Below are 22,616 nucleotides of genomic sequence, written 5' to 3' on the forward strand. Positions count from 1 at the left end.
GGCAGGGAGTTGTATGCGCGTCGTAACCGGAATCATCGCCCACGAGACGAGCACGTTCACGACCGTGGAAACCACCCGGAGGAATTACGAGGAACGGTACGGCGGCCTGCGGGGCGGCGAGATCCTCAAGGCGTTCAGGGGCACGAACAAGCCCACGGGCGGCTTCATCGAAGGCGCGGAAGCACACGGGTTCGAATTGATCCCCACGATCGTGGCCGAACCCCATCCGAGCGGTCCCACGCCTCGGGCGCTTTTCGACGAGATCGTCGACGAGATGCTGGAGGGGTTTCGCAACGCGGGGCCCATAGACGGCGTGCTGCTCGAACTGCACGGCGCCATGGTGGCCGAAGGCATCGACGATGGCGAAGGATACATCCTCTCCGCCGTCCGGGAACTCGTCGGCGACCTGCCCATCGTAGGGCAGCTCGATATCCACTCCAACATGACGCCACTGATGATCGAGCAGGCCGACGTGCTGATCGGCCGGGAGTCCTACCCGGAGGTGGACATGGCGCCCCGGGGACGGGAATGCGCCGACGTGCTCGTACGGATCCTTAAGGAGGGCTTGCGGCCCACCATGGCACTGCACCAGATCCCCATGGCCTGGGGCATGAACCAGGTGACGGCTCATTCGCCCATGAAGGAGGCGATCGACTATCTGCATGAAATCGAGTCGAGGCCCGGGGTCGTCTGCGGATCGATCGCCACCTGTTTCCCGCTGGCGGATATACCTCACATGGGCGCGTCCGTGTACATCGTGACGGACGACGACCGGGAGACGGCCCAGCGTTACGCAGACGAACTGGGCGCCTGGCTGTACGACCAGCGGGCCGACTGGCATTATCACATGCCGTCGACGAAAGAGACGCTGGTACGGGTCCACGAGGAGGACCTTTTCCCCGTCGTGCTGGCGGACCACAACGACAACACGGGCGGCGGCTCGCCCGGTGACAGTACCGCCATGTTGCGCACGTTCATCGACGCCGGACTCGAAGACGCCTGCGTCCTGTACATGGTTGACCCCGAGGCGGTGGACCGGTGCATGGATGCCGGTGTGGGCGCGACGGTTACGCTGGACGTCGGGGGGAAATCCACGCCGTTGCAGGGCGAGCCGGTGACCATGACGGCGGAGGTGCTGGCCCTGTCGGACGGCAGGTTCCGGTACCACGGCCCCATGCTCGCCGGCCTGGAAGGTACGATGGGACCATCGGCCCATATCCGGCAGGAAGGCGTACACGTCATACTCGTGAACGAGCGCGAACAGCCTTTCGATACGGCGTTTTCGGAATCGCTCGGCCTGGACCCCAGGGCAATGCGTTACATCGGCGTCAAGTCTTCGGCCCACTTCCGTGCCGGATTCGAACCGTGGGCGGGCGCGATCCACGTGGTCACGGAACCGGGCGTCCATGACGCCGGCGTGGTCACCTATCACCGCCTCGGCAGGAAACTCTATCCGCTCGACGGCGCGCAGGGATAACGCAGCGATACCGGCGGTCCGACAGCGCGCACCAAGGGCTGGACTATTACGGAACCAGACATGAACTCCGCGACCCAGAAAATCGATTCCGCTTCGATCTGGTTCGATCACCAGACGCTGATCAGGAACGTGGACGTCCTGCTCACGGTCTACGACCAGGCCGCGCAAGGCGTGCTGGACCTGGCGAACAGCGAGGGTTATTTCGAAGGCGTCGATCCGGAACTACTGAAATGGCCGCCTTCGCGGACGCCCGGTGGATCGATCGGGCTGGAGGGACTGGGCTATCGCGCGAAGCTGATCGGCGCGATCTACGAAGGGGTTCCCCTCCTTCGCGACCAGCGGATGGGCGAGGCCTACGACCAGTTCCGGCGGGTCGCCCCCGACTACTACCAGTCGGTCCAGTTGTACGCACGCGTAAGGGAGCAGTTCCTGCAGCAGGACCCGGACGCCACCGCCCAGTTCCTCGAACTTTACCAGACGGTCTACGTCGAAGCGCTCCGGGCGAGCAACGTGTTTACCCCGGACGAAGGCGAGGCCGCCCTGGCCGGGGCCAGGCTGTCCCGCGTGCCCCTGTCTCACGCCCAGCCTGTCGCCGAGAAGCTCAAGGACATCGTGCCGGAGGACGACCCCATCTGGCAGGCTACCTATCCATGCACGCTCGACGGCAAGGAAACCCGCTCCACACTGCGGGACATCTTCCACAACACCGCGGAGAAGACGCTCGAATATCTGGCCGCCGGCGAACTGCTCGCCGTCCGCTACAATACCTATACCAATTTCGCCTGGTTCGGCTGCGCGGTATGGAAGATCATCAGCGACGCCGAACTGCTGGCCGAGTTCTGCCGCCGGCACGTCCCGAGCAAGTATATCCAGCGCAAGATCGACGGCATCCAGGAGGATATCCTGCTCGGCCAGGCCATGATGGTGGAGTTCTTCCAGGCGCACCAGGAGAACCCCGCGCAGCTCAAGCCTACCGGATACTGGTACGGCCATCACTATACGAGCCTGACACGGGACATGATCGACCTGACCCATGCCCTGATGGACAAGTGCAACCTGGTCATCTACCGGATCAACCAGCACATGAAGGACCATGAGGAGGAGAAGGCGAAAATCCCCGACGAACTCGCCTCCATGCTGGAACCCATGGTGGTGCCGCCCCTGCTGGACCGGACCGCCGCGGGCCATTTCCTGGAGTATCCGCACGTGGGGCGCAACGCCCGGTACTCTCCCGTCAAGCGCGCCACGAAGCTCACCCGGTGGATCGGTGCTTCATGGCGGTACGTCAGGAACAAACTCGCCATCGAGGAGGAGAACCTGGGCGAGCGGGAGCAGCTAGAGGCGGCCTGGCACAACAGTCTCACCTGGGCCGACCGGACCCTGAAGATCTTCGGCATAACGGTCAAGGTCCACGTCGATCCGATGGTCGGCGAACTGGCCCGCGTGCTCAAGCTCCACGAGGGACGGTACAAGGTCCTGTTCTTCCCGACCCACCAGAGCGTCTTCGACCATCCCGTCATGTACAAGGTGCTTCAGTCCCGCGTCCTGCTGGACGCCCTGGGCTGGGAGGACTCCCGTCCCTGCACCATCCTGTCCCGGTCGGGACTGACGGAGTACGTGACGCTGCGACTGGGTTCCTGGAGCACGACCCTGTTCGGCGTGAACGCCGCGGAATTCGACCGGCTGCTCGAGGAAGTCGACGGTTACGTGGTCCTGCCCCGCGCGGGAGACACCAACAACGCGACCCAGCGATTCGCCGGACTGCTGGAGAAACGGCCGGGCATCATATACGCCGCGGGGACCACGGCGGCCTTCGACATCCAGTCCATACCCTTGCAGCACGGGCTGTTCAGCAAGATTCCGCCCGACGTGGTCATCATTCCCATGGCCTTCAGGGGCATCCATTCCATCTGGCCCAAGTGTCCGAGACGGAACATCCGCATAAACCCGGGCCAGGTCGAAGTCGTGGTGGCGCCGCCCATGATGGGAGAGACCACGCTGTTCCCGCGGCGCCGGTCCCTCAGGCCCCAGATCGAACCGGCGGCGCTGTTCCAGGCCGTGCAACTCGTTCACCTGCTCAATCCGAATCACCGGCCCTAGCCGCCGCTGAATCCTTTCACGCACCAACCGGGCAAACCCACTATGAACCCGATAAGAACGCTCAAACGCCTCCTGCTGGCCTGCGGACTGGCCTGCGGGCTGGCCTGGCCGGGAGCGGACGCCGCGGCATCCCGGGTCGACGTCATCAGGCTGATCGGCCCGATCGGGCCGATCAGCGTCCAACACGTGTCCGCCGCGATCGAACGGGCGGAAGACGACCGGTCGGAATGCCTGGTGATTCTGCTCGACACCCCCGGCGGGCTGCTCCAGTCCACCCAGATGATGATAAAGGACATGCTCGCGTCCAACGTGCCCGTCGTGGTCTACGTGTCGCCCAGCGGCGCGGGCGCCGGGTCCGCGGGCGTGTTCATCACCATGAGCGCCCACGTCGCCGCCATGGCCCCGGGCACGAGCATCGGCGCGGCCAGCCCCGTGGGCATCGGCGGCGCGGTCGCGGACTCGACCATGCAGGAGAAGGTCGAGAACTTCTCCGTGAGTTATATCCGGTCCATCGCCGAGAAGCACGGCCGTAACGCGGACTGGGCGGAACAGGCGGTGCGGAAGGCCGAGGCCCTGACCGACCGGGAAGCCGTGGAGCAGAACGTCGTGGACCTCAGCGTCGCCACGCTGGACTCCCTGCTCACACGGATCGACGGCACCGTGGTCGAAGTCCGCGAAGGCAGCCGGGTATTGCGCACGAAGGACGCCGAGGTGAGCATACGTGAAATGAGCTGGCATCACCGGGTACTGAACGTGCTCTCCAATCCCAATATTGCCTATCTCCTGATGATGCTCGGGTTCTACGGGCTCATCTACGAGTTCATCAATCCCGGGGCCATCTTCCCCGGTGTCGTGGGCGGCATGTGCATTGTCATCGGGCTTTTCGCCCTGCAGACGCTGCCCATCAACTACGCGGGGCTTCTGCTGCTCCTGCTCGGATTGGGACTGTTCGTCTCCGAACTGTTTGTGGCCAGCGGGGGCCTGCTGACCCTCGGCGGCGCCGTTTCGTTCACGATCGGTTCGATGATGCTCATCGATTCGCCCGATCCCTATCTCCGCATTTCCCTGTATGCCATCATTCCGGCCGTGCTCGCGACCGCGGCCTTCACGCTCTTCGCCTTGGGTTACGCGCTGAAGGCCCAGAAGCGGCGCACGACCACGGGCAGCCAGGGACTGATCGGCGAGACGGGCCGCGCGCACACGGCCGTGGACAGCCGGAGCGGCAAAGTATTCGTCCACGGCGAATATTGGTTCGCCACGAGCGAGGCGCCTATCGAGCCCGATACGCCGATTCGGGTAGTGGAGGTCAATGGCCTGCGACTCAAGGTGGAAAGCCAGGACTCAGGTACGGACGCAACGTAACAAGGGGGACGCCCATGTTCTTTGACGGATTTCAGCTATCGACGATTGTAATCATCCTGATCCTCATCATACTCTTCACCAACGCGGTCAAGATACTCCGCGAATACGAGCGGGGTGTGATTTTTCGGCTGGGCCGGCTTTCCAAGGCCCTCATCGGGAAGAACGGACCGGGTATCATTATCCTGATCCCCGGCATCGATAAAATGGAGAAGGTCAGCCTGCGTACCGTGACCAAGGACGTGCCGGCCCAGGACGTGATTACCCGGGACAACGTGTCCATCAAGGTCAACGCGGTGATCTACTTCCGGGTCCTCGACCCCGAACGGGCGATCACCGAGGTGGAGGATTTCCTGCAGGCGACCCATCAGCTGGCCCAGACCTCGTTGCGGAGCGTCCTCGGGCAGGTGGAACTGGACGACCTGCTTTCCAATCGGGACAAGATCAACGAGGATCTGCAAATCCTCCTGGACCAGCAGACCGAACCCTGGGGCATCAAGGTGTCCATGGTCGTCATAAAGAATGTCGACCTGCCCCTGGAGATGCAGCGGGCCATGGCCAAGCAGGCGGAAGCGGAACGGGAACGCCGGGCCAAGGTTATCAACGCTCTGGGCGAGCAGCAGGCCGCGGAGAAACTCTCCGAAGCCGCCCACGTCATGGGCACCCATCCCGTCGCCATTCAGTTACGTTACCTGCAGACCCTGTCGGTCGTGGCGGCGGAGAACAACTCCACCACGCTGTTCCCCGTCCCCATCGACCTTTTCAAGCCTTTCGTGGACGCGATGAAACCGGCGGTCACGGGCGGCCCGGCGAATCCGGGTTCCGGCGTGGCGGAGACGAATTCGGGCGCGGCGGAGACGAATTCGGGCGCAGCGGAGCGTCCGGGCGAGGAGGCTTCATAGCTTACGAGATCGCCTGATCGGATTCCGACTAAATCGGTCAACACGCAATGTTTCCAATGACCCGCAGAAAGGACGATGCGATGACCGATTTACAGGGAGTAACGCCGATCAGGGACTGGCCGGAGGACGAGAAGCCCAGGGAGCGCCTGCTCAAGTACGGCATACACACGCTGTCGGACACGGAACTGATCGCGCTGCTGTTGCGCACGGGAAACGGCGCAGGCGGCAGGGACGTGATTGAAATCTCACGGGAACTCCTGCAGCACTTCGGCGGCCTGCGCCACCTCGCCACCCGGGAACTGAGCGAGTTGTGCCAGGTGTCGGGTGTGGGACCCGTCAAGGCCGCCCAGATCGCCTCCGCCATCGAAATCGGCCGCCGGCTCGAAGCGCAGGACATGGAACAGAAGTCCTTCGTTTCGAGTACGGACGTAGCCCGCTACTTCATGCCGAGGCTTCGGGACCTGCGCAAGGAGATCTTCATGGTCCTGATGCTCGACGCGCGCAACTGCCTGATCCGCGGCGTGACCGTATCGGTGGGCAGTCTTACGGCCAGCATCGTCCATCCCCGCGAGGTGTTCAAACCCGCCATCCTCGATTCGGCCGCCTCGGTGATCTTCGTTCACAACCATCCCAGCGGCGACCCCACTCCGAGCCAGGACGACCTCAAGATCACGGCCCAGCTCGTCGACGCGGGCCAGATGATCGACATCAAGGTGCTGGATCACATCATCATCGGCCGAAAGTCCTTTACCAGCCTGGCCGGCAAAGGTTTAATATAGCGGCCAGTCTGGTCGGCCTGGCCAGTCTGGACAGTCTGGTCAGCCAGGTCAGCCAGGTCAGCCAGGTCAGCCTGGTCAGCCTGGTCAGCCTGGTGCACATGGCAACCGGAGGATGGCGTGGGAACTTCGAACAACGACCGGATCAGGATCGGCTTCGTCGGCGCGGGATTCATGGGACAACTGGTCCATCTGCCCAATTTCACGGAGATGGACAGTTGCGAGGTGGTCGCCCTGGCTGACCGCAGGCCCCGGTTGGCGCGTTTGGTGGCCGACCGTTTCGGGGTCGCGAGGACCTGCGAATCCCACGAGGAACTCTGCGCCGACCCCGCGATAGACGCCATCGTGCAGATCACTTCGGACGACGCCCACGCGCCCGTTTCCATCGACGCGTTGAACGCGGGCAAGCACGTCTATCTCGAGAAGCCCATGGCGACCAACCTGTCCGATGCCCGCCGCATGGTCGAGGCCGCCGAGGGCAACGAACGCCAGCTGATGGTCGGGTACATGAAACGGTTCGATACCGGCGTCGAACTGGCCCGCTCGGTCATCGAAGAACTGACCTCATCCGGCGAACTCGGAGCGATCACCCACGCGAAGGGCCACTGTTTCGCCGGAGACTGGGTCTGCAACGCCGAGACGCCGATCCGAACGGACGAGACCTACCCGGATATCGAACCCCGGCCTCCGGAATGGCTGGACGATGAACGCGTCCGTGAGATCTACAGTTTAAACAACCTGTATTGCCACAACATCAATCTGATGCGCCACCTGCTGGGCGAGGTCCGGGCACTGAAATACGCGGCCCTCGACGGCCCGACCAAACTGATGGTCTTCGCCATGGACGGCTTCGACGCGGTGCTGGAACTGGGCCGGCTGTCGGCGAACTTCTGGGACGAGGGCGTCAAGGTGTATTTCGAGGACGGATGGGTGGAGGTCCTTACGCCGCCCCCGCTGCTCAGGAACGTGCCGGCCGGGGTCTCGGTCTACCGGGCCGGTGACGTACAGGAGCATTCCCAGCCGCAGGCGCCGAGAGACTGGGCGTTCCGCCGGGCGAACGCCCACTTCCTGGCCTGCATACGGTCCGGCGACCCGGTCCGTTCCTCCGGGGCGGACTCGATCCGCGACCAGGAACTGCTGGAAGAAGCGTTCAGGCGGTTCTAGAAAGGAGCACATGCCCAAGATGATGGAACCCTCCGAAATCAAGAACGCGCTGGAAGCGTGCCGCGACCAATTGTCCTGGCTCTGGAGGGGCCTTTGACATAGAGAACCGGCAGGCGGAGACGGCTCGGCTCGAAGGCGTCACGGGCGAACCGGACTTCTGGAACAACCAGGCCAGGGCCCAGGCGATCAGCCGTCAGATCAGCGATCACAAGAAGATCATCGATGGCTGGAACGAGATGGGCAGCCAGGCCGAGGACCTCGAGACCCTGTTTGAAATGGCCGTAGAGGAGGACGACCGGGACGCTTTCGACGAGATTGAAGAAGGGGTCCGGTCGCTGCAGGGCCTCCTTGAGACGGCGACGCTGCAGAGCATGCTGTCGGCTCCCGACGACACGAAGAACGCCATCGTCTCCATTCACCCGGGGGCGGGCGGTACCGAGTCCCAGGACTGGGCGGAAATGCTCATGCGCATGTACCTGCGCTGGATGGAATCACGGGACTACGCCTTCGACACCCTGGACCTGCAGCCGGGCGAAGAAGCCGGCATCAAGAGCGTTTCCATCGAAGTCTCGGGCGAATACGCCTATGGGTACCTCAAGGCGGAAGCCGGGGTCCACCGCCTCGTGCGCATCTCCCCCTTCGACTCGAACCACCGGCGGCACACCTCCTTCGCCTCGGTTTCCGTGCTGCCCGAAATTGACGATCCGGGCGATATCGATTTAAATGAGACGGACCTGGAGATCGACGTCTACCGGGCGAGCGGCGCCGGCGGCCAGCACGTGAACAAGACCTCCTCGGCCGTGCGCATCACCCACCGGCCCTCCGGCATCGTCGTACAGTGCCAGTCCGAGCGGTCCCAGCACCGCAACCGGGAAAGCGCGATGAAGGTGCTCATGTCCCGCCTCTACCAGCAACGGCAGGATGAGATCCGGGAGAAAAGGGAACGTCTCGAAGGCGACAAGAAGGACATCGCCTGGGGCAGCCAGATCCGTTCCTACGTCTTCCATCCCTACACCATGGTAAAGGACCACCGGACCGGAACGGAAATCGGCAATATCCAGTCCGTGATGAACGGCGGAATCGATGCCTTCATCGAGGCCTACCTCCGCAGTGGAGACGCCGCGAAAAGCGACTGAAACCGCTGCCGCGCGTCCCCCGCCCGCATGCCGCCGCGCGTCCCCCGCACGGACCCCCACCGCACATCGCGCAACCGCCGCCTCGCATCCCCCGCACGCATGCCGTACGGACCCCCGCCGCACGCTATTCTGGAAGTCCTTTTTCGTTGACAGGACGGCCCGTCGCGCCTATATTCCGGTGCCCGTCCGGCAGGCCGGTCGGCGCATCGATCAATCCGCAGCGCGCCTCTACCGGGGTCCGCCACCAACCATGAAGTTCTTCGGAGCAAACGGGTGAACCGCCCGATCGAATTCAACCGTCAACGGTACAGCAAACTCGAAGAGATCCGCGCGCGCGGCATCGATCCGTACCCCGTCCGCTACGACGTAACCCATCCCGCCCAGTCCATTCTCGATCAGGCGGAATCACTGATCGAATCCGCCGAGCCCGTCGCGGTAGCGGGCCGGATCACGTCCAAGCGGGGCCATGGCAAGTCCGGTTTCGCCCACCTGCTCGACCGTACCGGCCGGATCCAGATCTACGTCCGGCTCGATCGCGTCGGACCGGACGCCTACGAGGTCTACGACCAGTTGATCGAGGTAGGGGACTACCTGGGCGTGAAAGGTGCCGTCTTCACCACCCGGACCGGTGAAACCACCGTCATGGCGGACGAACTGACGCTGCTGTCCAAGTCGCTGCGCGCTTTGCCCGAGAAGTGGCACGGCCTCCGGGATATCGAGACCAGGTACCGGCAGCGCTACGTCGACCTGATCATCAATCCCGGGGTCAAGGATGTCTTCCTCAAGCGCTCGCGCCTCATCCGGTCCATCCAGCGGTTCATGGACGGCGAGGGCTTCATCGAAGTCGAAACGCCGATCCTCCAGCCCCTGTACGGCGGCGCGCTTGCACGTCCCTTCAAGACCCATCACCAGGCCCTCGACATGCCGCTGTTCATGCGCATCGCCGATGAACTCTACCTCAAGCGGCTGATCGTCGGCGGCATGGAGCGTGTGTATGAAATCGGACACGACTTTCGGAACGAAGGGATCGACCGCACGCACAATCCCGAGTTCACCATGCTGGAGTTCTATATCGCCTATGTCGATTACCAGTACATCATGGACCTGGTAGAGCGCCTCTTCGTCGCGGTCTTCGAGGAGGTAAACGGCACGCTGGAGCACACCTACCAGGACCAGCCCATCGATCTAACCCCGCCTTGGCCGAGGATTCCCATGCTGGAAGCCATCCGCACGTACAGCGGTATCGACGTCGCCGGCCTGACGACCGGTGAACTCGCCGCGGTCTGCGGCGAACGGGGACTGGATGTGGACGCCGAGCTGGGCCGGGGCCGGATGATCGACGGACTCTTCGAGCACTTCGTGCAGGACCGCCTCGTGAATCCGACCTTCATCACGGACTATCCTGTGGAGATCTCCCCCCTGGCCAAGCGCCGCGGGGACGATCCCGACCTTACCGAGCGGTTCGAACTCTTCATCTGCGGAAGCGAGTTCGCCAACGCCTTCACCGAGTTGAACGACCCGGTGGACCAGCGCCGCAGGTTCGAGGAGCAGGTGGAAATGCAGCGGAAAGGCGACGGGGAAGCCCATGCCATGGACGAAGACTTCCTGCGCGCCATGGAATACGGCATGCCGCCCACCGGGGGATGCGGCATTGGCATCGACCGGCTGGCCATGCTGGTCACCGACTCGGCCAACATCAAGGACGTACTGCTCTTTCCCCATCTGCGCAGGGAAGCCTTCGAAGACGAACCCGGCGCACAGGATGCCGAATAGTGCTGCGTAAACGATGGTCATACGAATGGTTCATCGCTCTGAGATACCTGCGCTCCAAGCGGCAGAACCGGTTCGTTTCCCTCATCACCTACATATCCGTGGGCGGCGTGCTGGTGGGCGTTGCCGCCCTCGTCATCGTCCTCTCGCTGTTCAACGGTTTTGAAAGCGAAGTCCGGGAACGGATCATCGGGGAGCGCGCGCATATCAACGTGTATTCGCTGCTTGGCGATGGTTCGATTTCCGAATACGATCCGTTGATCGACGTCATCCTGTCGGTGGACGAGGTGGTCTCGGCCGCGCCATACGTGCTGGAGAAGGCCGTCTGCGCACCGGTGCCCACGACGCGAAATGCCGCGGCGGGCGTCATCGTGCACGGGCTGGACATCGCATCGGGCCGCCTGGCCACGAACCTCGAGGAAAACATCGCCTTCGGCGCCCTGGACCTGACGGCCGCGCCCGATCCGGCCAATCCGGAAGGACGACCGCTGCCCGGGATCGTACTGGGCCGGGGCCTGGCGGATCAGCTGGGGATCGTCGTCGGCGAAAGGGTGGCTCTGGGCAACATCCAGGGCTTCTCCCTGACCTCGGCGCTCACGCCATACATCCGGCCGTACAGGGTCACGGGCATTTCGGAAACCGGGTTCTACGAGTACGACGCCTCCTCCGCCTACGTCTCCCTGGACGAGTCCCAGAAACTGTTCAAACTCGGAAGCGACATTAACGGCATCGCCGTCCGGGTTGCCGACCGGGACCAGGCGCGTCGTGTCTCCGAAGAAATCGAGGCCGCACTTAACCGCTACGTGGAGGAGACCACTCAATCCCCTGTTGCGTCAAGCCCGTCCGTAGCGTATTTTACGGTAGACTGGATGCAGCGGCACAAGGGCCTGTTCCGATGGATGACGCTTGAGAAATGGGGATCCTTCGCCATACTCAATCTGATCATCCTGGTGGCCGCTTTCAACATCGCCAGCACCCTGATCATGGTCGTGCTGGAGAAGACGCGGGACATCGGCATACTGAAGTCCATGGGCGCCACCGCCGCCAGCATCACCAGGGTATTCATCATCCAGGGGTCCGTGGTCGGCGTCCTGGGTACCCTGCTCGGTTGCGTGATCGGCTACGTGCTTTGCTGGACGCAGCGGACTTTCGAGTTCATCGCGCTGCCGCCGGACATCTATCTGATCGACGCGTTGCCCGTACGGGTCGACCCGCTGGATTTCGCCAGCGTCGCCCTGGGATCCATGCTGATCTGCGTGATGGCCGCCGTCTATCCGGCCCGGAAGGCCGCCGGCCTGGTGCCGGTCGAGGCGATCAGGCACGAATAGCGAACGCGCCGCGGGGCGCGGGAGGAGGACTGGAAGCCAGGGTATGGCCTACGAACCGCCCACAGCGGACGACAGCCGGACCGATGAAGTGCTGAGCGCGAGGAGCCTGACCAGGGACTTCCTCTCAGGCAACGGCCGGCTCGAGATCCTGAAGGGCATCGACATCGATATCCGCCGCGGGCAGATCGTGGCGATCCACGGCGCGTCGGGCGCGGGCAAAAGCACCCTGCTGCATATCCTGGGGACGCTGGACCGGCCCACTTCCGGCCAGGTCTTCATCGGCGAAACGAACGCCTTCGACCTGCCGGACGACCGGCTGGCCGAGTTCCGGAACCGGACCGTGGGCTTCGTCTTCCAGGCCCATCACCTGCTCCCCGAGTTCTCGGCGCTGGAAAACGTGATGATGCCGTTGCTGGTGGGAAGATGCGACTGGGACACGGCCCGCGACCGGGCCGGAAGCCTGCTCGCGGAGGTGGGACTGGCGGCGCGTCTCGACCACAAGCCGGTCGCGCTGTCCGGCGGAGAACAGCAGCGGGTCGCCGTGGCCCGGGCCCTGGTGGGCCGGCCCCATATCGTGCTGGCGGACGAGCCGTCCGGCAACCTGGACCGCGGGAACGGAGAAGCACTGCTGGACCTGATGTGGGATATGTCCCGCAGGCACGGACAGGCCTTCGTCGTCGTAACCCATGACGAAGACCTGGGCCGCCGTGCGGACCGCGCATTCAGGCTGGAAGACGGACTATTGAACGCTGTGGCGGCCTAGGGTGGCTTCCAGGTCCAGGTCGGTGTCCGGATCCCGGGGTGGCGTCCATGTTCAGGTTGGCGACCAGGCCCGGAACGGCGACCAGGGGTTGGATCGGTGATGAAAACGACTTCATGTACACAGTGCGGCTTGTCCGCGGCGGAGTTCGGCGATTCGGGACAGTTGGGATGCGCCGCATGCTACCGCGCCTTCAAGGAGACGCTGGTCCCGCTCTTCAAGCAGATTCACGGCAATGAGTTCCATCGGGGCAAGGTCCCCGTGTCCGATCCGTCGCGGCAGAAGATGCGGCGCGAACTGATCGACCTCAGGCGGGCCCTGAAGAAGGCCGTCGGCCGTGAAGCCTACGAACAGGCGGCGGACCTGCGGGACCGCATCAAGGAACTCGAGCGCGGCTCGGACCTGCACCAGGTAGCCCATGGATAGGCCCATGGACAACGCAATGGAAAACCTGTACACGGAACTGTTGGTCGACGTGCCGCAATGGTGCGTGCCCGAAGGCGATACGGCGGACCTGGTGATCAGCAGCCGGGCACGTCTTGCTCGGAACCTGACCACCCTGCCCTTCGTGCACCGTTCGATCAAGAACGAGCGGTTCCGCGTGATCGAACAGGTGGAAAACGCCGTCCAGCGCAGCGAAAACGTGGCGCGGTCGGTGTACCTGTCGTTGCTGGACACGTCGGAACTGGACCGCGGGGTGCTGGTGGAAAGACGGTTGATCAGCCCTTCCCTGGCGGACGGGACGCGGCCTGCGGGCGTGTTCATCGGCCCCGGAGAAACCTTCAGCCTCATGGTGAACGAGGAAGACCACCTGCGCCTGCAGACCATCAAGGGCGGCCTGCAGGTGCGCGCCGCCTGGCAGGAAGCGGACAAAATCGATACCGAACTGAGCAAAACACTTGATTTTGCCTTCTCAGATGAGTTTGGTTATTTAACGTCCTGTCCCAGCAACACGGGCACCGGAATGCGGCTGTCGGTGTTGATGCACCTGCCGGGTTTGACCCTGGCGGACCAGATGGCCTCCCTGGGATGCGCCATGGAGGAGATCGGGTTCACGGTGCGGGGACTGCACGGCGAAGGCACCGGGCGATCGGGCAACATGTACCAGGTGTCCAACCAGTGCACCCTGGGACACGCCGAGGAGGAGATCGTAGACCGGCTCGACCGCGTCACGCGCCGGTTGGCCGCCTTCGAGGAACGGGCCTGCGACGCCCTGGCAAGCAGGGCGAAACGCCAGACGGAAGACAGGGTGGCCCGGGCGTACGGCCTGTTGAAGCATGCCCGGCTGCTCGGCGAGATGGAAGCGCTGGATGCCCTGTCCATGCTCAGGATGGGCGCGTTTATGCGGATCTGCAAGGGCATGGAGACCAGTGCGTTCAACCAGTTGATGATCGCGATACAGCCCGCGCACATCCGGATGGCCTCGGGCCGGGAAATGACGGCGGAGGAACAGGATGAGCGACGCGCGGAGCTGGTCAGGGAACACCTGAGGTTCTGAGAAAGACGGCGAACACACTCCGGCCGGGGGTTACGACCCCGGACCATGAAGGGAGGGATGCTCAAGATGCCCCAGGGAAACAACAACAAGTTTACGGAACGGTTCAAACGGGTGATGCACATCGCCCGGGAAGAAGCCGCCCGACTGCAGCATGACTACATCGCCACGGAGCACCTGCTGCTGGCCTTCATCCGGGATGGGGAAGGGACCGCGGCCGCCATGCTGCGCAATATGGGCATCGATCTCGAAGACCTCCGGCAATCCATCGAGGAGGCTACGGTATCCCAGTCGAGCGCGCTCACGATCGGCCAGGTTCCCTTTACGCCGAGGGCGAAACAGGCCCTGGAGATCGCCGCGCACGAAGCCAACAACATGAAATCGAAGTACGTGGGGACCGAACACCTGCTGCTCGCGCTGGTCCGGGACAAGCAGGGGATCGCCTCCCAGATCCTTTCGACCTACGACGTGACGTTCGAGAAGATCAAGGAAGAGATCCAGAACATCCAGAGCGACCGTTCGGTGACCAAGAAGGACGCCCAGCGCAGCCGAACGCCCTTTCTGGATCATTTCGGCCGCGATCTCACCGAAATGGCGCGCGGCGGCAAACTCGATCCGGTCATCGGCCGCGACAAGGAAATCGAACGGGTCACCCAGGTCCTCAGCCGGCGCAAGAAGAACAACCCGGCGCTGATCGGCGAGCCCGGCGTGGGCAAGACCGCCATCGCCGAAGGGCTTGCGCAGCGCATCGTGCAGCGCAGCGTCCCCCAGATCCTGGAGAACAAGCGCGTCGTGACGCTGGACATGGCCTCGATCGTGGCCGGGACCAAGTACCGGGGACAGTTCGAGGACCGGCTGAAATCCATCATGGCCGAGATCACCAAGTCGGACGAGGTGATCATCTTCATCGACGAACTCCATTCGATCGTGGGGGCGGGCGGCGCCGAAGGCAGTCTCGACGCGTCCAACATCTTCAAGCCGGCCCTCGCCCGGGGCGAACTGCAGTGCATCGGCGCCACGACGCTGGACGAGTACCGCAAGCACATCGAAAAGGACGGCGCGCTCGAACGCCGGTTCCAGAAGGTGATCGTGGACCAGCCGAGCATCGAGGAAACCATCGACATGCTCAAAGGGCTGCGCAGCCGGTTCGAGGAATACCATCACGTCAAGTATACGGACGACGCCCTCGAGTTCGCCGTAAAACAGTCCGACCGGTACATCAAGGACCGCTTCCTCCCGGACAAGGCCATCGACATCATCGACGAGGCCGGGTCCAAGGCGCAGCTGTCCAAGATGACGGTCCCCGAGGAAATCCGGGAGATCGAGGAACAGCTCCAGGCCATTCAGGAAAAGAAAGTGGAGGCCGCCCAGCAGCAGGAGTTCGAACGCGCGGCCGCGCTGCGGGACCGCCAGGAGGAGTTGCAGCGCGAGTACGACGAGGCGTTCATGGCCTGGCGCGAACGGGTATCCGACCAGGTGGTGACCGTCTCCGAGAACGACATGGCGCAGATCATCTCCAGCATGACGGGCATTCCCATGTTCCGGCTCGAGGAACAGGAATCGAGGAGCCTGCTGCGCATGGAGGACGAACTGAAGAAACGGATCATCGGCCAGGACATGGCCATCCAGGTGCTGAGCAAGGCCATCCGGCGTTCGCGCTCCGGGCTGAAGAACCCCAACCGGCCCATCGGATCGTTTCTCTTCCTCGGCCCGACCGGCGTGGGCAAGACGGAACTGGCCAAGATCCTGGCCTCCTTCCTCTTCCAGGACAGCGACGCCCTGATCTTCATCGACATGTCCGAATACATGGAGAAGTTCAACGTGTCCCGTCTGATCGGCGCTCCGCCGGGCTACGTGGGATTCAACGAAGGCGGGCACCTGTCGGAGAAGGTACGGCGCAAACCCTATTCCGTCATTCTGCTGGACGAGGTGGAGAAAGCCCATCCGGACGTATTCAATATCCTCCTGCAGATACTGGACGAGGGCACACTGACCGACAGCAACGGCCGCCGGGTGGATTTCCGCAACACCATCATCATCATGACTTCCAATCTCGGCACCCGGGACATCAACAAGGCCGGAGGCCTGGGCTTCCAGCAGGACGCCACCGTCGACTACGAAAAGATGGAGGCCACCGTCAAGGAAGAGGTGAAGAAACTGTTCAATCCGGAGTTTCTGAACCGGCTCGACGAATCGGTGGTCTTCCGCCAGTTGAACCCGTCCGATATCTCCCGGATCATCAATCTGCAGCTCAAGGAAATCAACGAAAGGATGAGCGAAAGGGGCATCCGCATTTCATTGACGCAGAGTGCGCGGGAGCTGTTGTCCGACAAGGGATATGACCCGGTCTACAACGCCCGGTTCATGAACCAGACCATCCAGCGCATGCTCGAGGATCCGCTTGCGGAAGAGCTGCTGAAGGGAACGTTCGGCGACGGCGATGAAATCAGGGTCGGCAAGAAAGGCGAAAACCTGACGTTCTACAAGGCCGAGACCGCTGATTCCGGCAAAGCGCCCGTCCTCACCGAGTCGGAAGCTTGAAAGCGCGGATCCGCGGGCCGAGTCCTTCCGAGTATGTCCGGTTGAAACCCTCGGACGGGAACCCGTGATGTGGGATGCGCGTAGAATCGACAGCCGGTTCGCTTGCGCCGTGTTCATGTCGATAGCCGGCTTCTGCCGATCGATTACCCGCATGGACGGGAAAGTTGCCTTAGTGTCTTCAAAGTCATCCATGTACTTCAAACCCTTCCTTGTACTGATCCTTACGGGCGGGATTCTTGCCTCCGCATCCGTGAGTCCCCAGAAAGTCTTCGGACAACAGCAGCAGTCTTTGATCGCCGACGTGCGTATCGAGGGGCACGCCAACGTGGATGAACCCCTCATACGGTCGATGACCGCGCTGAAAGCGGGTAACCCGTACAATCCCCGGGACGGCGCCACCACGATCAAGCAACTGTACCGGCTGGGACTGTTCGAGGACATACGCATCTACGTCAGTGGAGGCGCGACGGGTCTGATCGTGACCGTAAACGTCAAGGAATACCCGTTGCTGGACCGCCTGGAGTTCGAGGGAAACGATAAGATCAAGGACGACGAACTTGAACGCATTTCGGGTATTTTCCAGGGCCAGGCCCTGTCTCCCTTCCGCAGGAAGAGTGTCCTGGACAACATCACCAGCGCCTATTACGAAAAGGGGTACCTGCTCGCCACGCTGAATGACCGCGTCCTCGTGGAAAGAAACAACGCGATCATGCGGATCGAAATCGATGAAGGCGAGAAGGTGGGGCTGGGCGAGATCTTTATCGAAAACAACGTGTCCGTACCGGAAAAGGAGTTGCAGAAAGCCTTTCGAAAGAAAGCGGAAACGGAAGAAGAACATTTCTGGAAAGAGGGCGACCTGCGCCGGGAACGCCTGCTGGACCAGTTCGAGAAAATCGTCCAGGAATACCGCAAGCATGGATTCCGGGACGCGGAAGTCGTGAGCGACACGCTCTGGTTCAGCGAGGACAGGAAGCGGATGTACATCAAGGTCGATGTCAACGAGGGAAGGCGGTACTACCTCGGGGACGTCGCCTTCGAGGGGAACACGAAGTTCACCGGCGATCAACTGTCCAGTCTCATCAAGATCGACGCGGGCCAGCCCTTCAACGAAGAAGAATACCAGGAAAGCGTGTCGACCATCTACGAAGCGTATGGCGAACTGGGTTATCTGTACGCCACGCCCATCGCCCGGGAATCGGCGGCCAACGACTCCACCATCGATCTGCATTTCGCGGTCAACGAGGGTGAACCCGCGAAGGTTCACCGGATCAACATCGTCGGCAATACCAAGACGAAGGACAAGGTCATACGGCGCGAGCTGCTGATCAAGCCGGGACAGTTCTTTCGCCGCTCGGTGCTGATGAGAAGCCAGCGGGACGTTTTCCAGCTGAATTACTTCCAGGACGTGCAGCCCGGCCTGCAACCCCGTCCCAACGGAGACGTGGACATCACCTTCACCGTCCTGGAGAAACCGACGGGCACGGCGAATGCCGGCGCCGGTTACAGCGGGCTCGACGGGCTCGTGGGCACCATATCCATGATCATCCCGAATTTCCTGGGCAACGGACAGAACGTGAATTTCAACTGGGAATTCGGCGCCCGGCGCAATTCCATTTCAACGAGTTTCGTCGAGCCCTGGCTCTTCGATACGCCGACCAGCGCCGGCATCGACATCTACCGTACGAACCGGCGATGGTACCGGGAATTCAATGTCATACAGAAGGGCTTCGGGCTGTCCCTGGGGCGGCGCTTCCGCGGCACGTACTGGCGCATCAACGGGGCTTATCGGTTTTACGACCAGAGTTACTCCGGTTTCGGCGAGCGTTACTACGCGGCGGCGCTGGGAGATACTACACTAACGGATGTACAGATCTCGGCCATTAACGAGAATATCCGTAGAAGAGAATCCTACGAATCCAATAGCGGCCTGACCAGCCAGGTCTCCTTCTCCGTGACGCGCGACAGCCGCGATTTCCCCCAGTTCGCCACGCGCGGCATGCGCCATACGTCCCGCAGTGCCGTTGCCGGCGTCGGGGGTGACGTGAAGTTCCTCAAGCAGACCCTGGAATCCGATTTCTATGTTCCCCTGTTCAAGGGCACGTCCATTTCCCTCAGGGGAAGGTACTCCTTGGCCGCAAACCCCTTCAACGACCGGGAGGTCCCGTTTTTCGAACGGTTCTTTCCTGGGGGGGTCAGTTTCGACGGCCTGATCCGGGGGTACGGCAACAACTCCGTCGGCCCCTATACCGATCTGGGTGACGGGACCAGCAGCCGGGACGGAGGGCGGGCGATGAGCATCATCACCCTGGAGTACCAGGTCCCGATCATCGACCAGCTCAGCTCTCAGCAGCCGGTCTACGCCGTGGCGTTTGTCGAGGCCGGCAACGCCTGGGCGAAGCTCGGGGACGCCACGCCGCTGCCGGGCAACATGAAAAAATCCGTGGGCGCAGGCATCCGGGTGATCATGCCCCTGGTGGGGCTGTTGGGCTTCGACGTAGGATACGGATTCGACCAGCCCTCGGATCCGATCCAGGCCCTCCAGAAAAAGCGAAGCGGCTGGCATACGCACTTTCAGCTCGGACAGATGTTCTGACAAGCTGGTCCAGGTTACCGGAGCGATCCGGCATTCGAGGAGGAAATAAATGGTTTCAGGGAGAGGGATGATTCGCATTGCGGCCGTGCTCGCCGCCGTCATATTGCTGCCGGTCGTGACCCAGGGGCAGGAACTCAAAATCGGCTATCTCGACATGGAACGCCTGCGCCAGTCCTACCAGGGGTTCAGGGATGCCGAGGAGGCCTTCCAGACGCAGGTGACGGCCATGCAGGAACAGGTCCAGAGCAGGCAGCAGGAAGTCGAGATGCTGAAGCAGCAGTATGAAGCCCGCAAGACCATGTTGACCGCGGCCAGGCGGCAGCAGGACGAGCAGAATATCATGCAGAAGGAACAGGAGCTCATACAGTTCGCCCAGTCCCAGCAGATGCAGCTGGCGCAACAGGAAGTGGAATTGACCCGGCCGTTGCAGGAATCCATTTTCAACGTGGTGCAGACCCTGGCCAAGGCGGAGAACTACACCTATGTCTTCGATGCCGGGTCGCTCATATACGTGGATCCCTTGAGAGCGCAGGACCTCACGGGGCAGGTCCTGGAGGAACTGCAGAAGGAAGCCAACTAGCCACCCATGCGACAGAAGCTGGCAGATATCGCGACGCAGGTACAGGGCGAACTCGTCGGTGACGGTTCGTGCATCATCGAGAGCGTAGCGCCGCTGGACGAGGCCGGCAAGGGGTCGATCTCCGTTCTGATCAACGCCCGGCATAGCCGGCGCCTGGAGTCGACGGAGGCCGCGGCGGTCATTGTCTCCCGGGAAATCGATCACGCTCCGGTCCCCATCATCCGCGTGGCTTCTCCCGAGCTCGCCCTCGTCACCCTGCTGACGACCTATTTCGCCGGACACCGTCCCGCCGATAGCGGGATCCATCCGACGGCCAGGATCGATCCTGCCGCGGAAGTGGATGACGAAGCGGCCATCGGCCCCCATGTGTCGATCGGCCCGCACACCACGGTGGGGCGGAGCGCTTGCATAGGCGCGAACGTGGCGATCGGCGCCCATTGCCGGGTCGGCGCCGGCACGTGGATCTTCGCCAACGCGACGCTCTACGACCGGGTTTCCCTGGGAGAAGGCGTGATCGTGCACGGCGGCGTTGTGATCGGCAGCGATGGCTTCGGGTATTTCCAGGGCAGCGGAGGGGCCAGGAAGATACCGCAGGTCGGCGGCGTGGAGATCGGCGACGACGTGGAGATCGGCGCAAATTCGACAATCGATCGCGCAACCATGGGCATGACCCGTATCGGCCGCGGCACGAAGATCGACAACCTGGTACAGATCGGCCATAACGTCGTAATCGGCGATCACGTCACCATATGCGCCCAGGTGGGCATCGCGGGGAGCACGGTGGTTGAATCGGGGACCCTCATCGGCGGGCAGGCCGGACTCTCCGATCACATCCACGTAGGCGCCGGTTCCAGGATCGGCGGGCAGGCGGGCGTGACCAAGTCCATTCCCGCCGGATCGACTGTTTCGGGATATCCCGCCCGTCCGCACAACCAGGCCAGGAGAATCGAGGCGGCCATCAAGCGCCTGCCGGATCTGCTGCACCAGGTCCAGACCCTGGAGGCACGGATCAAGACGCTCGAAAGCGGCGAACAGGATGGGCCATCCAACGAAGGAAGAGAGTAGCGGCACATGTTCAATCGCCAGCGTACCATCAAATCCCCGGCGTCCATCAAGGGCATCGGCCTGCATACCGGTGGACGGGCGACGATTACGTTCAAGCCCGGTACCGTGAACGACGGGATCCGGTTCGTGCGCGTCGACCATCCCGACAGGCTGGAAATCCCGGCGGACATAGACTATGTGATCGATACGACCCGGGGGACGAACCTGGCGCGGGATGGCGTCCGGATCCACACCGTGGAGCACGTCCTGGCCGCCGTTGCTGGCCTGGGCCTGGACAATATCCGGATCGAACTGGACGGGGACGAGCCGCCGATCTGCGACGGCAGCGCCATTCCCTTCGTGAACGCGTTGATTGAAGCGGGCATCGTCGAACAGGACGCCCCCAGGGAATACCTGGAACTGGACAACCCCGTGCTGTATTCGGAGCGGGAGAACGGCCTGCTTAAGGAACTCGTCGTCATGCCCTCCGACGATTTCCATCTCACCTACATGGTCGACTATCAGAAATCCAACCTGGCCAGCCAGCACACCGTGCTCTATTCCCTGGAAGACGAGTTCGTCACCGAGTTCGCCCCGGCGCGGACGTGGACCTTCCTGAGTGACGTGAAGGCCCTGCGCGAAAGGGGACTGATCAAGGGGGGCAGCCTGGAAAGCGCGGTGGTCATCGCGGACATGGACCTGTCCGACGAGGAACTGGACGAGTTGAAGGATCTGTTCGGCGTGGAGGACAGGGTGGTGATCGGTGAGAACGGAATCGTGGGCACCCAGCCGCTTCGGTTCGACAACGAACCCTGCCGGCACAAGGCCCTAGACCTGATCGGCGACCTGGCCCTGCTCGGAGCGCCGCTCAGGGCGCAGGTGTTCGGCGCGCGGTCCTCCCATGCCGCCAACGTGGAACTCGTGCGAAGGATCCGCGGCGCGTGCGTGAAGAAGAAGCCGGAAACCGGGAATGCCGATCCGGCTGCGTCTGCCCCGCCAGCGCCTGCTCCGCCTGCATCTGAACCCGAATCGGTCCTCGACATCGAGGATATCCTGCGCATCCTCCCCCACCGGTATCCCTTTCTGCTCATCGACCGGGTGATTCACATGGAACCGGGGAAACGGGTGACTGCGCTGAAGAACGTGACCATCAACGAACCTTTCTTCGCGGGCCATTTCCCCGGCCATCCCGTCATGCCGGGCGTCTTGATCGTCGAGGCCATGGCGCAGGCGGGCGGCCTGCTGCTGCTCAACACGATCGATGAGCCGAAAAGCAAGATGGCCTATTTCATGGGCATCGACCATGCCCGTTTCCGCAGACTGGTAAAACCCGGCGACCAGCTCCGCTTCGAGTTGGAGACGGTCCGGATGCGCATGCACGCCTGCAAGATGGAAGGCAAGGCTTACGTAAACGATGAACTGGTCGCCGAAGCCACCCTCATGGCCATGCTCACAGACCGTGCGGACCAGGCGGACCGTGCGGACCAGGCGGACCAGGCGGACCAGGCAGACCAGGCGGACCAGGCGGACCAGGCGGACCAGGCGGACCGGGCGGACCGGGCGGACCGGGAGGCCCCACAGTGACGGACAT

Annotated in this window: 17 protein-coding genes; all 17 read left to right on the plus strand. The window is 62.8% G+C overall.

The features are described 5' to 3' along the window. Positions 1 to 13: 13 nt before the first annotated feature. The 17 genes from F4X08_06575 (at position 14) to F4X08_06655 (ending at position 22,609) form a co-directional block, all read left to right on the plus strand. Entirely contained in the window at positions 14 to 1,477 is a 1,464-nt protein-coding gene (locus F4X08_06575) for a M81 family metallopeptidase (protein ID MYD25459.1), read from the plus strand. Positions 1,478 to 1,537: 60 nt separating this feature from the next. Continuing rightward, entirely contained in the window at positions 1,538 to 3,577 is a 2,040-nt protein-coding gene (locus F4X08_06580; protein MYD25460.1) for a hypothetical protein, read from the plus strand. Positions 3,578 to 3,619: 42 nt separating this feature from the next. Continuing rightward, positions 3,620 to 4,939 (plus strand): nodulation protein NfeD, encoded by a 1,320-nt coding sequence (locus tag F4X08_06585; GenBank protein MYD25461.1) that lies wholly within the window; start codon positions 3,620 to 3,622, stop codon positions 4,937 to 4,939. 14 nt (positions 4,940 to 4,953) lie between these two features. Continuing rightward, positions 4,954 to 5,838, plus strand: coding sequence for a slipin family protein (locus tag F4X08_06590; GenBank protein ID MYD25462.1), 885 nt, complete (start codon positions 4,954 to 4,956; stop codon positions 5,836 to 5,838). A gap of 80 nt (positions 5,839 to 5,918) precedes the next feature. Then, positions 5,919 to 6,617, plus strand: a complete 699-nt coding sequence (locus tag F4X08_06595) for a JAB domain-containing protein (GenBank protein MYD25463.1) — start codon at positions 5,919 to 5,921, stop codon at positions 6,615 to 6,617. A 117-nt stretch (positions 6,618 to 6,734) separates the two neighbouring features. After that, the gene (locus F4X08_06600) at positions 6,735 to 7,778 is read left to right on the plus strand and encodes a Gfo/Idh/MocA family oxidoreductase (protein ID MYD25464.1); all 1,044 of its coding nucleotides are present in this window, start codon (positions 6,735 to 6,737) and stop codon (positions 7,776 to 7,778) included. Positions 7,779 to 7,876: 98 nt separating this feature from the next. After that, positions 7,877 to 8,914, plus strand: coding sequence for a peptide chain release factor 2 (locus F4X08_06605; GenBank protein MYD25465.1), 1,038 nt, complete (start codon positions 7,877 to 7,879; stop codon positions 8,912 to 8,914). A gap of 273 nt (positions 8,915 to 9,187) precedes the next feature. Next, entirely contained in the window at positions 9,188 to 10,687 is a 1,500-nt protein-coding gene (lysS, locus tag F4X08_06610) for a lysine--tRNA ligase (GenBank protein MYD25466.1), read from the plus strand. Then, positions 10,558 to 12,012 (plus strand): FtsX-like permease family protein, encoded by a 1,455-nt coding sequence (locus F4X08_06615; GenBank protein ID MYD25467.1) that lies wholly within the window; start codon positions 10,558 to 10,560, stop codon positions 12,010 to 12,012. Before lysS ends, F4X08_06615 begins: the two co-directional genes overlap by 130 nt. 43 nt (positions 12,013 to 12,055) lie before the next feature. Then, positions 12,056 to 12,775 carry an ABC transporter ATP-binding protein gene (locus F4X08_06620; GenBank protein MYD25468.1) on the plus strand — a complete coding sequence of 240 codons (720 nt, stop codon included), beginning with the start codon at positions 12,056 to 12,058 and terminating at the stop codon, positions 12,773 to 12,775. A gap of 99 nt (positions 12,776 to 12,874) precedes the next feature. Next, on the plus strand, positions 12,875 to 13,198 hold the full coding sequence (locus F4X08_06625; GenBank protein ID MYD25469.1) for a hypothetical protein: 324 nt from the start codon (positions 12,875 to 12,877) through the stop codon (positions 13,196 to 13,198). Continuing rightward, positions 13,191 to 14,270: a protein arginine kinase gene (locus F4X08_06630; GenBank protein ID MYD25470.1), complete on the plus strand. Its 1,080-nt coding sequence runs from the start codon at positions 13,191 to 13,193 to the stop codon at positions 14,268 to 14,270. The genes F4X08_06625 and F4X08_06630 overlap by 8 nt, the downstream gene beginning before the upstream one ends. A 66-nt stretch (positions 14,271 to 14,336) precedes the next feature. Continuing rightward, complete coding sequence (locus tag F4X08_06635) at positions 14,337 to 16,808, plus strand: ATP-dependent Clp protease ATP-binding subunit (protein ID MYD25471.1); 2,472 nt, start codon at positions 14,337 to 14,339, stop codon at positions 16,806 to 16,808. A gap of 67 nt (positions 16,809 to 16,875) precedes the next feature. Next, positions 16,876 to 19,401 carry an outer membrane protein assembly factor BamA gene (gene bamA / locus F4X08_06640; protein MYD25472.1) on the plus strand — a complete coding sequence of 842 codons (2,526 nt, stop codon included), beginning with the start codon at positions 16,876 to 16,878 and terminating at the stop codon, positions 19,399 to 19,401. A gap of 49 nt (positions 19,402 to 19,450) precedes the next feature. Continuing rightward, positions 19,451 to 19,981 (plus strand): OmpH family outer membrane protein, encoded by a 531-nt coding sequence (locus tag F4X08_06645; GenBank protein ID MYD25473.1) that lies wholly within the window; start codon positions 19,451 to 19,453, stop codon positions 19,979 to 19,981. Between the two features lie 6 nt (positions 19,982 to 19,987). Beyond that, positions 19,988 to 21,046 (plus strand): UDP-3-O-(3-hydroxymyristoyl)glucosamine N-acyltransferase, encoded by a 1,059-nt coding sequence (gene lpxD, locus F4X08_06650; GenBank protein ID MYD25474.1) that lies wholly within the window; start codon positions 19,988 to 19,990, stop codon positions 21,044 to 21,046. Between the two features lie 6 nt (positions 21,047 to 21,052). Further along, a complete protein-coding gene (locus F4X08_06655) occupies positions 21,053 to 22,609 on the plus strand; it encodes a bifunctional UDP-3-O-[3-hydroxymyristoyl] N-acetylglucosamine deacetylase/3-hydroxyacyl-ACP dehydratase (GenBank protein MYD25475.1) in 1,557 nt (518 codons plus the stop codon). The last annotated feature ends 7 nt before the right edge of the window (positions 22,610 to 22,616 follow it).

The sequence above is a fragment of the Gemmatimonadota bacterium genome, from assembly GCA_009841265.1.
Taxonomy (GTDB): domain Bacteria; phylum JAAXHH01; class JAAXHH01; order JAAXHH01; family JAAXHH01; genus JAAXHH01.

Coding starts and splice junctions, on each gene's coding strand:
- F4X08_06585 (MYD25461.1), top strand. CDS start 3,620: ATGAACCCGATAAGAACGCTCAAACGCCTCCTGCTGGCCTGCGGACTG.
- F4X08_06580 (MYD25460.1), top strand. CDS start 1,538: ATGAACTCCGCGACCCAGAAAATCGATTCCGCTTCGATCTGGTTCGAT.
- F4X08_06645 (MYD25473.1), top strand. CDS start 19,451: ATGGTTTCAGGGAGAGGGATGATTCGCATTGCGGCCGTGCTCGCCGCC.
- F4X08_06630 (MYD25470.1), top strand. CDS start 13,191: ATGGATAGGCCCATGGACAACGCAATGGAAAACCTGTACACGGAACTG.
- F4X08_06595 (MYD25463.1), top strand. CDS start 5,919: ATGACCGATTTACAGGGAGTAACGCCGATCAGGGACTGGCCGGAGGAC.
- F4X08_06625 (MYD25469.1), top strand. CDS start 12,875: ATGAAAACGACTTCATGTACACAGTGCGGCTTGTCCGCGGCGGAGTTC.
- bamA (MYD25472.1), top strand. CDS start 16,876: ATGTGGGATGCGCGTAGAATCGACAGCCGGTTCGCTTGCGCCGTGTTC.
- F4X08_06590 (MYD25462.1), top strand. CDS start 4,954: ATGTTCTTTGACGGATTTCAGCTATCGACGATTGTAATCATCCTGATC.
- F4X08_06615 (MYD25467.1), top strand. CDS start 10,558: ATGCGGCATTGGCATCGACCGGCTGGCCATGCTGGTCACCGACTCGGC.
- F4X08_06620 (MYD25468.1), top strand. CDS start 12,056: ATGGCCTACGAACCGCCCACAGCGGACGACAGCCGGACCGATGAAGTG.
- F4X08_06635 (MYD25471.1), top strand. CDS start 14,337: ATGCCCCAGGGAAACAACAACAAGTTTACGGAACGGTTCAAACGGGTG.
- lpxD (MYD25474.1), top strand. CDS start 19,988: ATGCGACAGAAGCTGGCAGATATCGCGACGCAGGTACAGGGCGAACTC.
- F4X08_06575 (MYD25459.1), top strand. CDS start 14: ATGCGCGTCGTAACCGGAATCATCGCCCACGAGACGAGCACGTTCACG.
- F4X08_06655 (MYD25475.1), top strand. CDS start 21,053: ATGTTCAATCGCCAGCGTACCATCAAATCCCCGGCGTCCATCAAGGGC.